The sequence below is a fragment of the Brevibacillus sp. LEMMJ03 genome (assembly GCF_007197875.1).
Lineage (GTDB): Bacteria > Bacillota > Bacilli > Brevibacillales > Brevibacillaceae > Brevibacillus > Brevibacillus thermoruber.
The window spans coordinates 90,065-102,921 of sequence record NZ_VKJN01000008.1 but is presented as its reverse complement, the minus strand read 5'-3'; the positions used below and the strand labels follow the sequence as shown (position 1 = coordinate 102,921).

The following is a 12,857-nucleotide window of genomic DNA, read 5'->3' as shown; positions in this document are numbered from 1 at the left end:
CGTGGAACAATTGCTGCAAGAAATGGAGAAACGCGTGTTGGGGCAGCGGCACAACATCCGGCTGCTGCTCGCGGCGCTGCTCGCCGGCGGTCACGTGCTGCTCGAAGGGGTGCCCGGGATCGGCAAGACGAAAATGGTCCGCACCCTGGCCGGCTTGATCGGCGGAGAATACAAGCGGATTCAGTTTACCCCCGACATGATGCCGAGCGACATCATCGGCCACGTCGTGTTCAACATGCAGCAAAACCGGTTTGAAACGGTGAAGGGACCGGTCTTTGCCAACCTGCTTCTGGCTGACGAGATCAACCGCACGCCTCCCAAGACGCAGGCGGCGCTGCTGGAAGCGATGGAAGAGCGGCAGGTGACGATTCACGGGGTCACCTATCCGCTGCCTGATCCGTTTTTTGTCATCGCCACGCAAAACCCGGTGGAATACGAAGGTACGTACGTCCTGCCGGAAGCGCAGTTGGACCGGTTTCTGTTCAAACTGCAGGTCGGCTACCCGTCGCATGAACAGGAAACGCAGATTCTCAGGCAGCACGTGCCGTTCTTTGCCGAACCGGCAGCAGCGAGCGAGCCGGTCATCAGCGTCGAGGAGATCGCTCGCGAGCGGCGGAAGCTGGCCGACGTGGTGGTGGAAGATTCGATCCTCGAGTACATCGCCACGCTGATTCGCAAGACCCGGGAGACCAAGCGGCTGCTGCTGGGGGCCAGTTCGCGGGCCGGCATCGCCGTCCTGATGGCGAGCAAGGCCTGGGCCGTTTTGGATCAGCGGATGTACGTCACGCCGGACGACGTCAAGGCGGTCGCCCGACCGGCGCTGCGCCACAGGCTGATTCTCGCGCCGCAGGTGGAATTGGAGGGGGGAACCAGTGACCACATCATCGATGAGACGCTGGCCGCGATTCCGGTTCCTCGCTAGGTTTTTCCTCGACGACTTCGTGCTGCCCACCAGGCGGCTGATTCTCCTGGCGCTGGCCGGCTGCCCGCTGGCCGCGGCGGGGTACCTGCTCGGCTGGGGGTATGCCGCGTTCTGGGTAGTGAACGGGCTGCTCGTCATCGCGAGCGTAATCGACCTGGCGACGCTTCCCAGGCGCAGGGAGCTGACCGCGTCGCGTGAACTGCCGGAGCAGATCGATCTCGGCCGGGCGCTGTCCGTCTGCGTCCGCCTGGAGAACAGGAGCGGCCAAATCGTCTGGTACGAACTGCTCGACGACCTGCCGCTTTCGTTTGAGCGGCTGGAGCCGCTTGCGGGAGAACTGCCGCCGGGCACCATCACGGTCCGCTACGAGACCCGCGCCAGGGAGCGGGGGACGTACACGTGGTCCCATCTGTATCTGCGCTACAGGGGGAACATCGGATTGTGGCAAAAGCAGGCCAAACTGTCCTGCGAGCAGTCTGTCAAGGTGTATCCCGATCTGTCCGCCGTGCGCGGGTACCTCAACTCGCTCCAGGAGAGCCTGATCGTCGACGGCAGGAAAGTGATGCGGCGGGCGCGGTCGGGTTCGGAATTTCACGCGATCCGCGACTACGTGCCCGATGACGATCCCCGCCACATCAACTGGTCGGCCTCCGCGCGGACGCGCCGCCTGATGACCAACCAGTACCGCCCCGAACAGGGGAAAGTGGTGACGATTCTCCTGGACTGCGGCCGGATGATGGGCGTGGAACTGGACGGCCGGACGAAGCTGGACTTGTCGTTGGAAGCGGCGCTGACGCTGGCCGCCGTCGCCCTGAGACAGGGGGACCAGGTGGCGCTGCTCGCCTTTTCACATGAAATCAAGGTGTACGTCCCGCCGGGCAGAGGGCTTGCCCACCTGCACACCCTGCTGGAAGCGGTCTTTGACCTGCAGAGCGACTTCGTCGAATCCAATCCGCTGCAGGCGCTGGAGTACCTGCACCGGCAGCAGAAGCGGCGCAGCCTGATGGTGCTGTTTTCCGACATGGAAAACTACCTGCTGGAAGACCAGTTGGCCGCGTACCTCTGGCGGATTCGGCGCAGTCACCTGCTGCTTTTGCTCTCCCTCGCCGACCCGCTCCTGCACGCCTGGAACCGGGCGGAGACGACCAGCAGCCGCCTGGCCTATATCAAGGCGCTGGCCCAGCGCTTCCAGCTCGACCGAAAAGCGTTCCAACAAAACATGATCGGCGCGGGCATCCAGGTGCTGGACGTCCCGGCCGATCAGCTAACGCTGGCGGTAGTGAACCGCTACTTGGAGATCAAGGCGAGAGAAGCGCTGTGACGCTGCCGCTTTAGCCCGTACGCGTACCAGCCGGCAATGGCGATGAGGGTGAGGATCGCCACCGCGTATTTCGCCTCGAGGGAGAGCGCGGAGGGCGTGATGTACCCTTCGATGATTCCGGCGACGACAAACAGCGGCAGCGTCCCGAGCAGCAGTTGGGCCGATTCCTTGGCCGCCTGCAGGAACTGGTATTTGCGGTGGTACGGTCCGGGTACGAGCAGGCGGTAGCCCATGTGCAGACCGGCCCCGCCGGCGATGAAGATGGCCGTCAGCTCGATCACGCCGTGCGGCAGGATGTAGGCCCAGAACGCGTAGCTGGCGTTCGCCTGCCAGTAGACGGCGGCCAGCGCTCCGATCAACAGCCCGTTGAACAGCAGCAGATAGAGCGGCACCAGGCCGAGCGTCACGCCGCTGATGAAGGCGAGGATCGCTACCTTGATGTTGTTGATCATGATCAGCGTGGAGATCATCGGACTGTCGATCGATTCGTGTCCCTGGCCGAGCCGGCCGGGATCGATCTGTTCGGCCATCCCTTCCGGCAGGACAAAGTAGAGATTCAGCGGATCGGCCATGACGGCGGCGAACCCGGAAACGCCGCCGATCAGAAACAGGACAGCCGCCCAGCCGATGAACGGGAGGCGTTTGCGGATCAGCTCCAGCAGGTGGGCCCAGAAAAAGCGGGAGAGCTGTCCGCCGCTGGTCGACTGCTGCTTGTACGCGACGTTGTGGGCGCGGGCCACCAGTCGGTTCAAATAGCGGGTCACTTCGTCGTGCGGGTGATAGGTGCGGATGTAGGCCAGATGGGCGGAGGTTTTTTTGTACAGGAGTGTCAGCCGGTCGATGTCGGCCGCTCCGATCTCCCGCGGCCGCTTGTGAAAGCGATCCAGCAGCCGGTCCAGCTCGGCCCAGGTGGATTTGTGGGTGTGCCAAAACGACGTCACATTCACGAGGAACCCTCCGTTTCGCATGGTCTGTTTTCAGGATAAAAAAGGTAGTCACTTTTCGGGGAAGGGAGAACGTTTCACCCATGAGCGAACAGAGAAGCATCGACCGCCCATACAGGGAAGCCGCCATCGTCACGCCCGAGCACGTCCAGCTCCGCTTTCAAACGGCCGGGCTGGGCAGCAGGGCGGCGGCCCAGTTGATTGACATGGCGCTCCTTCTCTTGGTTAATCTTACTGTATTTGTGCTGTTTGGCATAGTCGCATTTGGCAGCGGAGATGGATTTTTCCAGGATGAGAAAAGCTACGCCTTGGCCATCCTGCTGATCGGTCTGTTTTTGCTGAATTTCGGCTATTTTTTGCTGATGGAGTACTTTCGCGGCGGGCAGACACTGGGAAAGCGGTGGATGGGCATCCGCGTCATCCAGGAAAACGGCCAGTCGCTGACGTTTTTGTCCGCCGTGATCCGCAACCTGTTCCGCGTCATTGACAGTCTGCCGACCGGCTACTTTCTCGGCGGGTTGGTCGTGTTTTTTCATCCCCGGGACAAACGGATCGGCGACATGGTGGCGGGGACGATTGTCGTGTTGGAAAACGAGGGGATGCGGCTTCTCCGCGGACGAAAGGGGCGGAAACTTGCGCGCTGGATGGCGGATGCGCCGTCCTTTGTGTTGAGCGAGCGGCACAAACAGGCGATCACCCGGGAAGACTGGCAGCTTCTCTCCGCGTTTGTCGGCCGCCTGATGACTCTGGCGGACGACAGGCGGATTGAGCTGGCCCTGGAGATCACGCGACGGCTGTGCGACAGGCTGGATTGGCCCGACCGGCAGACGGCGGAGGCTCATCCGGTCGGATTTTTGTTGAAGCTGCACGATCAGCTTCAGCATGAGTGGAAGATCGGACCGTAATCGGAAGGATCGGAGCGTTCCGATCTTTCTGCAAAGAGGTGTCGCATGCTGTAATTATGCTATAATAAAATGTCAACTCATGTCGCACGAGAGGAGGGAGAGCCGGTGAGCGACAAGTACGTTTCCGCGTCATCGACTCCATCGACCACGCTGCGCCTCCCGGAACAGGGGAGGCAGGGGGGAAAGCGCAGACGGAACGGCCTGTTCGCCAGTCTGGTGCGGGCGATCGCTCCCCGGACGGACGAAAAACGCTCGCTTGTGCCCGCCGTCATGGCCGTGCTGCTGTGGGTGGGACTGGCCTGCGCCGGATACGCGTTTGCCGTTCACACGCTGGACAAGCAGCAGCAGTTCGTGAACCAGCGCATTCAGGAGGTGCAGGCCCAGAACGAGCAGCAGATGAGGCAGTTGGAAGAACAACTGGCGCTCGTCCAGGACGAAATGAAACAGGTGCAGAACGGACTGGCGAATCTCCAGGAAGATCTGCAATTGACAGGCGAAACCATCGGCGGCACCAACAAGACCAAACAGGCCCTGCAGGATCGGATCGATCAGCTCAACAAGCAGTTGGTCGAGTTGAAGGCGTCGCTGAAAAAACTGGAGGATGCGGCCCGTGCCTGGTAAGATTCATCGCTTCTTCGCGTTTCTCCTGGCGCCGGCGGTGGGGTTTCTGCTGGCGTTTTCCCAGGCCAACCCGGTGGACAAGCTGCCGGTGGAGCAGTTGACGCCGCCGGCAGAGGCTACCGGCAAACAGGTGGCGGCGCTGATGAAGCAGCTCGATGACGCCAACGTCCAACTGCGCCAGACGTCATCCATCATCGGGGAGATTCGCAGCCGGGCGGACAAGGAGAAACAGGAGTACGAGGAGCAGCACAAATCGATCAACAACCTGCTGGAGGCCAGCAAATCGCAGACGCAAAAATCGGCCGACGTGCTGGACACGATCTTGTCCAGCATGCTGGGCAATCCGGTCGGGCAGAGCTTTGGGCCCAACGCCATCGTCAAAGTGTACTCCCTGGAAGAAGCGGGATACCGCGGCTACATGGCCAAGGTGCGGCTGAAAAATCCCAACGCGCTGCGGATGGTGCTGGCGCATGACGCGGTCAGGAGCAAGGGCGAGACGACCAGCAGCGCCGGCAAACGCACGGGAGCAGTGCTGGCGATCAACGCCGGCGGCTTCATGAAGGACAAAAACGGCTATCTGACCCCGCTCGGCATTACCGTCGTTGACGGCAAGATTCGCACCTTTTCGACGAATACCAATCTGAGCTTCGTCGGATTCAACAACAAAGGGCGGCTGGTCGGCGGCAAAATCACCTCGCAGCAGCAGATCGCCCAGCAGGGCATTCTGCAGGGGGCCAGCTTCCTGCCGACGCTCCTCAAGGACGGCAAGCGCATGCCGATCCCGCGCGAATGGGCCAATGCCCGTCAGCCGCGGACGCTGATCGGCCACTTTGACAACGGCGACCTCTTGCTGATCGTCATCGACGGGCGGCGCAAGGGGTGGAGCAGCGGCGTCACGCTGGAAGAAGCGCAGCGCAAACTGCAGGAGTTTCACGTGGTGGACGCCTACAATCTGGACGGCGGCGGTTCCAGCGCCTTCTACTACAAAGGCAGGATTCTGAACCGGCCCTCCGACGGCAGAGAGCGTCCGGTGGTCAGCAATCTGGTGATCATGCCGTAGCAAAACGGCGCGGCAGCGGCTGCCGGGAACGGCCGGCCGGATCGATCATCGCTTCGAAGAAAAGTCACTCGTCATGCGGGTGGCTTTTTTCGTTGGGTACGGTTCTTTTTTCCCAGACGCGCTCGCACCTTTCTCACGTTGACTGAGTTAAATATTTAGAAATATAATAAATTTTATAGATGATGGAAGGTCGAGGAGGGATTGGATGAAGAAGGCAAAAGTGCTGATCGCGTCCATGGCGGCGCTGGTGTCGCTGGCCGCGCCGGTGCAGGCGGCCGTGCCGGGAGTTCCCGAGGGTGCGGACGGCGCGACGCAGGGCATCGTGGCTGTCGCCCATCCGGCGGCGGCACAGGTGGGCCGGGACATTCTGCAAAAAGGCGGCAATGCGGTGGACGCCGCGGCGGCGATTCAATTTGCCCTCAACGTGGCGGAGCCGTACATGTCGGGAATCGGCGGCGGCGGATTCATGATGATTTACCTCAAGGATCAGAACAAAATCACGGTCATTGACAGCCGGGAAGCGGCTCCCCAGGGAGTGGACGCCAGGATGTTTCTGGATGAACGCGGCGAGCCGATCCCGTTTGCCGAGCGGCACACCAACGGCAAGGCGGTCGGGGTGCCCGGCACGCTGCTCGGCGTTGACACCGCGCTGAAATCATACGGCACGATGTCGCTCGCCGAGGTGATCGAGCCGGCGATCGAACTGGCCGAGAAGGGCGTGGAGGTAAACTGGGTGACCGCCCAAACCATCGCCGACGCAGCGGACAAACTGCAGAAGCACAAGACGGCCGGAGAGGTGTTTGTGCCAGGCGGTACGCCCCTGAAAAAAGGCGACCTGCTCATCCAGCCCGACTTGGCGAAGACCTTCCGGCTGATCAAGGAAAAGGGGACGGACGCCTTTTACAAGGGAGAAATCGGCCAGGCACTCGTGCGCGAAGTACAGCGGACCGGCGGTTCCATGACCATGGACGATTTGCAGCGGTACGAGGTCAAGGAACGCGAGCCGGTGCGGGCCATGTTCCGCGGCTACGAGGTGGTCTCCATGTCCCCTCCCAGTTCCGGCGGACTGACGGTGATCCAGATCCTCAAGCTGATGGAGGGCTTTGACAACAAAAAGGCGGGGTTCGGCTCGGTGGAATACCTGCACAATCTGATCGAAGCCAACCGTCTGGCTTACGCGGACCGGGCCGCGTACATGGCGGACGAAGACTTTTACCCCGTGCCGAAACAGGGCCTGATCCACGACGACTACATACAGGAGCGGCGCAAATTGATCCGACCGGACGCGGCCAACCCTGAGATTGCAGCCGGCGATCCCTGGAAGTACGAAACAGACAAGAAGCCGGTGCCGGCCCTGAACCTGACCGACACCCATCCCGTCAAGCAGACGACCCACTTTGCCGTGATGGACAAATGGGGCAATCTCGTCTCCTACACGACGACGATCGAAGATGTCTTCGGCAGCGGCATCATGGTCCCGGGATACGGCTTCATGCTGAACAATGAGCTGACCGACTTTGACGCCGTGCCGGGCGGAGCCAACCAGGTGGAGCCGGGCAAGCGTCCGCGCTCCAGCATGAGCCCGACCATCGTGTTGAAGGACGGCAAGCCGTTCATGGCAGTGGGATCGCCCGGCGGCTCCACGATTATCGCCTCCGTGTCGCAGACCATTTTGAACGTGATCGAGCACGGCATGGAGATCCAGGACGCCATCCTGGCGCCGCGCATCTTTACCAGCGGCTATCCCAACGTCACCTGGGAGGCGGGCATCGATCAGGACGTCATCCTCCAACTGATGGCCAAGGGGCACGTGTTCAACGAACAGCCGGAACACATCGGAAACGTGCAGGCGATCATCTACGACTTTGAGACCGGCAAAATGTACGGGGGAGCCGACAACACGCGGGAAGGAACCGTGCTTGGCGTGGACGCGGTGGCGTATACGTCGGCGGAACCGGAGCCGCTCCCCCCGGCGAAGCCAGGACCGTTCGTGCTGAAAGTGAACGGCCACGTCTACCCGTACACGGCGGAGCAGAAAGCGTTGGTCAACGGTACCGCGTACGTCGAGGCGAAAAAACTCCTGCTCGGACTGGGCGGCAATCCCTCCCGGTTCCAGCAGGACGTCGTCACGCTGGGAGGCAAAGCGTTTTTGCCCGTGAAACCGGTGGCGGAAGCGCTTGGCTACACGGTAAGCTGGGACGCGAAAGAAGCAGCCGTCCTCCTCAAGAAACCATGATCGGACAGTTCACCTCGGGGCCCTGCTGAAAACGGCAGGGCCTTTTGGCGGATATGCACGTTTGGGAAGAAACGGTACGACGTTTCGCGCGTAAACAGGAATACGACCATTCATCCATATGGGCGAAGTTTCGGGCAAAGGAGGAGAGTAAGATGCCGCTCTGGGGGTTTGTGCTTCTTGTCTGCGGAGGACTGTTGGCGGTCGGATGGCTGTGTGACCGGTTTGTTTCCAAGCGGCGATCAGGGCGTGCCGACCCGGCCGCTTCTTCCCTGCAGCAGAGCTACGGGGAAACGTTGATGGAGCAGGAACGAAAAGATTTCCCGAACGCGCCCTAGAGCACAAGACGCCGGTCGGCAGCGAAACCGGCGAATCGTTTCCAGAAAGGAAACGGTTCGTTGTGTTTGTCAGGCAGGGGTGTATAATAGGGGGGAATCGATCGAATCGTCGGAAGGCTGCTTCCTGTTTTTGTCCGGACGAGGGAGCGAACCCGGCAAAAAGCGTGACATTTGAAGCTATGATTACGTCATGCGACATGGTAAGGTAGAACAAGACGCATGTGTGTGCAAGGAACCAGGAGGTACATCTCATGAGAAAACGACAACCAGCCGGTCTAGCAGTTGCAGCCGTACTCTCCGCCGCGCTTTTGGGAGGATGTGAAGCGCCGCAGCTCGGCCAATGGCTTCCGGGGGCAAGCGCCCAGCCGCAGCCGGCCGCTCCGGCAGACGTGCAGCCGAAGACGGAGGAACCATCGACGGATGGGACCGCCGCTCCGTCATCCTCGTCGATCAGCCTGGCCGCCGTTCCGGCCAGCCTGGTGCTGGCACCGGGGGCCAAACAGACGCTGCCGTACGGGGATGGCGTCACGTACCGCTCTTCCGCGCCCGATGTCGTGACAGTCGGACCCAACGGGGAGCTCGCCGTATCTTCCCGGGCGGCGACCGGTTCCACAGCGACCGTTACCGTGGAGTATCAGGGCGAACGCAAAACCGCGACGATCACCGTCAAACCGTCGCTCGCTTCGACCGTGACCATGGTGAACGGCGTCCCGACCGTTACCAATCCGGACGATCTGGTCGTGGTGGTCAACAAGGAACGGGCCCTGCCGGCCGATTACGTGCCGCCCCGTCTGGTCGAACCCAACGTGCCGTTCACGTTTTCCGGCAAGGCGGAGAAGCGCCTGCTGCGGGAAGAAGCGGCACGTGCCCTGGAGGAGCTGTTCGCCAAGGCGAACCAGGAAGGCATCCAGTTGTACGGCGTCTCCGGTTACCGCTCGTACCACACGCAAAAGGTCCTGTACGAAGGCTACGTGAAAACCCAGGGAGCGGAGCACGCGGCCCGCTACAGCGCCCTGCCGGGGAAAAGCGAACACCAGACCGGCCTCGCTATCGACGTAGCCGGCTCCGATCGCAGCACCTTGCTGGAAGAGCCGTTTGCCAACACGCGGGAGGGCAAATGGCTGGCGGAACACTGCGCCGAATTCGGGTTCATCATCCGCTACCTGAAAGGGAAAGAAGAGATCACCGGCTACGCCTACGAACCGTGGCATCTCCGCTACGTCGGAAAAGCGGTCGCCCAGGAGATCATGTCCAAAGGCATGACGCTGGAGGAGTACTTCAAGGACGCCGGTCCGGTGCAGGCACAATAGCCTTCCGCATACCGACAGATAACGAAGCGGCTTTCCGCGCCGGGGACACGACCGGGGACGGCGGACAGCCGCTTCTTTCGCCGTCGGCCCGTGCGGCCGCCGGAGTGAAACCGCCAGGAACGAGGAGTCCCGGCGGTTTTTTTCATTCTGTAAGAAAAAACGGCCGCTTGTATCTAAATAGAGAGAAAGGGGGGAGAACGCTGGAGCAGAACCATCTGTGGACGGGCGGTGCCGTGCTGAACCAGACCAGGGATGCCGCGTTTGAACAACTGATGCAGACGCAGATGGCCCGGGTGTACCGGCTGTGCTGCTGGTTGGTCAAGGACCGGACGGCTGCGGAGGACATCACCCAGGAGGTTTTCCTCAAGGCGTACAAGCATCTGTCTGCGTTTCGGGGGGACAGCCGGATCGAGACCTGGCTCTATCGGATTGCGGTCAATGAGTCCAAACGGTACCTGCGCTCCGGGTTGTTTCGCAAACGGTTTTCCGTCACCCAGGCAAACCGTGAAGCATGCGCCGACATCGAGTCGGAGGTCGTGCAGAAGGACGAACGGGCCGCGTTGTCACGGCTGATCGACAGGCTGCCGTTTCGGCACAAACAAGTGCTCATTCTCCACTACTACGAAGAACTGCGAGCGGAAACGATCGCCGAAATCCTGGGTATTACACCCGGAGCAGTCTACACCCGCCTGCACAGGGCGCGGGAAAAGGTGAAAGCATTGATGCGCAAGGAGGAGGAGCGATGGATCTAGACAAAAGGCTGCGCGAGCTGGCAGCGGCGAAGCGGATGGCATTTCAACCGGCCAGGGCGGACATGGAGCGGATGGAACGGAACATCCGCGAAAGGATCGGACAAAAACAGGGGAGGTTCCGGCGTGCCGCAGTCCCCATCGCGGCCGTGGTGACGGCCTGCGCGGCGGGCGTGTTCCTCCTGACGCCTGTTGTCACGGACTGGCAGCGCGATGCGGGAGGCGGCCGCGTTCCCGTCGCGGAACCGGCAGAACCGCCCGTTCCGGATGAACAGCGGTTCCCGTTTGCGGCGGAATTCATCCATCTCCTGCAGGCGTATACCGACCTGGAGATCAGACAAATCGAGCCGTCGCCATTTGCTGACGTTTTTGCGGCTACGGACCAAGCCGTCCGGCTGACCACCGACCAAGGGAAGCTGGATGTCGTGTTTTTCCCCAATCCGGGGCAAGCGGAGAAGGTGGAGATCGACGAGGATTTTTCCGTGCCGGGCCGCATTACCTTTACCTTCACCGGCGCCGAACTGAAGCCGGGCTTTACTCCGATGAAAGCATCGGGCCCCACCTATGTGTACGCGCACGATAAGCTGTTGCTGCTGACGAACAAGAGCGGATTCCTGGCTTCGTTCAAAAACATGTTTTTCCTCCACGACGTGTACCAGGATGTGTTTGAAAGTTTTAGCATCGATCCGGGGCAGTATGAATTCGACCGAGGGGTCAAACAGGGGCGGCACGCACTTGACCTGCCGGAAAAAGCGCGGAAAGGGTTGCGGGCAGCTTGGATACGGGTAGCCGTAACCGGAAAGGTCGGCGACATCATCCCTGGCCTGTTTCTGAAACACGATGGCCAGGAAGCGCTGATCGTCTACAAGTCGTCCGATGCGGTCAATCACCTGTACCGTTACGCGTGGGAGGAAGAGCGGGGCGAGTGGGTGCTCACGGCACACGACAGCAAGCAGGGGAAAATCATTCGGAACGCCAATGACTGACGATTCCCCGTTCCCTCGCCGCCGCTGTCCGGCGGTAATCGGGTATACGTACGGCGCACGGCACCTGCTCCAAAACGGGAAACAGCTCTCCGCGTGATCCGGACAGGAAACGCGGAGAGCTGTGTGCTGTTCCCGACGACCGGTGTCCGCCGCACCGTGAATGCGGCCGGATCAGTGACGGGTCTGATAGGTCGGCAGGGGGGATGGCTGCTGCAAGGGAACCTGCTGCGCGGCAGACTGCTGCAGCTCCCGCTCCATCTGATCGCACAGCGTGATCACGTGCTGCATCTGGCGAATCGCCGTGTCGTGACCGTTCAGCGCCTGCTGAATCATCTGGACTGCCTGCTGCTCGCGCGCGGCCAACTGCTGCAGCGTGGCGGCGTTTTGCTGTTCCTGCTGCAGAAGCTGCCGGTAGGTGGCGCTCGCCTGCATCGTCTGTTGGATCAACTGCTGAATGGACTGCCTGCACTGAGCCAGCTCTTGTTGGGCATGGGTGATCGTATGCACGAAAAAAAACCTCCTGATTGTGGGATTGCATGCGATTACCCTCTTATCATGCGCAAAATTCGAGCGGTTATCAGTCAAATCGTCAGGTGCACCGGAACCGTCACGCTTGTCTTTCCTGTGCAGAAACCAAGCGTCCCGGCAGCGATCACTTGGGCAGGCGGATGCTGCCCAACGGCCAGTAGACCAGTTCCGCCCGGCCGACCACGTGATCCAGGCTGACGGGGCCGATGACCCGGCTGTCCATGCTGTTGTTCCGGTTGTCGCCCATGACGAAGACGTGGCCAGGCGGTACGGTGATCGGGCCAAAGTCTTCGGTCAGTGTGACGCCGTTCGCGGCCGCTTTCAATTTGTTGGCGGTGAGGTATTCCTCGTTGACGGGCTGGCCGTTGACGTACAACTGATCGCCTTTCGCCTCTACGGTATCGCCCGCGACGGCGACGACCCGCTTGATCCAGTTTTCCCCGCTCGCGTCGGGATGGATGATCACGATTTCCCCTCTTTTGGGCTGCTGCAGGTAATAGATCGCCTTGTTGACAATCACCCGTTCGCGGTCGTGCAGGGTGCTCTCCATGGAGCGCCCCTGAACGACGTAAGGGGCCATGACGAACACATAGATAAAGGCGGTCAAGCCGCCAATCAAGACGAACGATTTCAACCAGTCTGCCAATTCCGTTTTCCATTTTGCCGTGCTCTGCGTATGTTCCATATGCCAATCTCCTATGTATCAAGGTTTGTCGGGGCGGCCGCCGATTCAAAAACGAGAACAGGGGCGCGCCGCCGTATCTTTTATTATACATACGATACGGACAGATACGGAAGCAATTTCATGGAAATGGGTGGAAAACAGGCGGCGTACGGCCATTCGTCCGTCACGAATTTGTCACGAAACTGGCCCCTTGCAATGTTTCCCATTTTGCGGTAAGATGACGATGCAAAAAGTTTTACAGTAAAAATATTAAAT

General features: G+C 60.8%; 13 protein-coding genes. 10 read left to right on the top strand and 3 right to left on the bottom strand.

Translation table 11 applies throughout. The features are described from left to right. The first annotated feature begins 1 nt into the window (after position 1). Together FOI68_RS12050 and FOI68_RS12045 are read left to right on the top strand one after the other, a co-directional pair. Positions 2-922 (top strand): AAA family ATPase, encoded by a 921-nt coding sequence (locus FOI68_RS12050; RefSeq protein ID WP_065066750.1) that lies wholly within the window; start codon positions 2-4, stop codon positions 920-922. Then, a complete protein-coding gene (locus FOI68_RS12045; RefSeq protein WP_044899046.1) occupies positions 873-2,243 on the top strand; it encodes a DUF58 domain-containing protein in 1,371 nt (456 codons plus the stop codon). Before FOI68_RS12050 ends, FOI68_RS12045 begins: the two co-directional genes overlap by 50 nt. On the opposite strand, the gene FOI68_RS12040 is transcribed toward FOI68_RS12045, so the two are convergent. Next, a complete protein-coding gene (locus FOI68_RS12040) occupies positions 2,210-3,190 on the bottom strand; it encodes a stage II sporulation protein M (protein WP_143863322.1) in 981 nt (326 codons plus the stop codon). The genes FOI68_RS12045 and FOI68_RS12040 overlap by 34 nt on opposite strands. Positions 3,191-3,270: 80 nt before the next feature. On the opposite strand from FOI68_RS12040, the gene FOI68_RS12035 reads away from it, so the two are divergent. The 8 genes from FOI68_RS12035 to FOI68_RS12000 all read left to right on the top strand — a co-directional run bounded on the left by FOI68_RS12035 (position 3,271) and on the right by FOI68_RS12000 (position 11,389). Beyond that, complete coding sequence (locus FOI68_RS12035) at positions 3,271-4,092, top strand: RDD family protein (RefSeq protein WP_035294909.1); 822 nt, start codon at positions 3,271-3,273, stop codon at positions 4,090-4,092. Between the two features lie 105 nt (positions 4,093-4,197). Continuing rightward, positions 4,198-4,713, top strand: coding sequence for a coiled-coil domain-containing protein (locus tag FOI68_RS12030; RefSeq protein ID WP_035294907.1), 516 nt, complete (start codon positions 4,198-4,200; stop codon positions 4,711-4,713). Beyond that, on the top strand, positions 4,694-5,773 hold the full coding sequence (locus tag FOI68_RS12025; RefSeq protein ID WP_035289948.1) for a phosphodiester glycosidase family protein: 1,080 nt from the start codon (positions 4,694-4,696) through the stop codon (positions 5,771-5,773). The genes FOI68_RS12030 and FOI68_RS12025 overlap by 20 nt, the downstream gene beginning before the upstream one ends. Before the next feature lie 205 nt (positions 5,774-5,978). Continuing rightward, positions 5,979-8,009 (top strand): gamma-glutamyltransferase, encoded by a 2,031-nt coding sequence (ggt, locus tag FOI68_RS12020; RefSeq protein WP_143863321.1) that lies wholly within the window; start codon positions 5,979-5,981, stop codon positions 8,007-8,009. A gap of 152 nt (positions 8,010-8,161) precedes the next feature. Next, entirely contained in the window at positions 8,162-8,344 is a 183-nt protein-coding gene (locus FOI68_RS12015; RefSeq protein ID WP_029100109.1) for a hypothetical protein, read from the top strand. Between the two features lie 251 nt (positions 8,345-8,595). Beyond that, positions 8,596-9,654, top strand: a complete 1,059-nt coding sequence (locus FOI68_RS23965) for a M15 family metallopeptidase (RefSeq protein ID WP_255433451.1) — start codon at positions 8,596-8,598, stop codon at positions 9,652-9,654. A 167-nt stretch (positions 9,655-9,821) separates the two neighbouring features. Further along, on the top strand, positions 9,822-10,406 hold the full coding sequence (locus FOI68_RS12005; RefSeq protein WP_255433450.1) for an RNA polymerase sigma factor: 585 nt from the start codon (positions 9,822-9,824) through the stop codon (positions 10,404-10,406). Beyond that, a complete protein-coding gene (locus tag FOI68_RS12000; protein ID WP_143863320.1) occupies positions 10,397-11,389 on the top strand; it encodes a hypothetical protein in 993 nt (330 codons plus the stop codon). Before FOI68_RS12005 ends, FOI68_RS12000 begins: the two co-directional genes overlap by 10 nt. A gap of 171 nt (positions 11,390-11,560) precedes the next feature. Here the strand turns inward: FOI68_RS12000 and FOI68_RS11995 are convergent, their stop codons facing one another. Both FOI68_RS11995 and lepB read right to left on the bottom strand, forming a co-directional pair. After that, positions 11,561-11,896, bottom strand: a complete 336-nt coding sequence (locus tag FOI68_RS11995) for a hypothetical protein (RefSeq protein ID WP_035294898.1) — start codon at positions 11,894-11,896, stop codon at positions 11,561-11,563. Between the two features lie 145 nt (positions 11,897-12,041). Further along, entirely contained in the window at positions 12,042-12,602 is a 561-nt protein-coding gene (gene lepB, locus FOI68_RS11990) for a signal peptidase I (protein ID WP_029100113.1), read from the bottom strand. Positions 12,603-12,857: the final 255 nt, after the last annotated feature.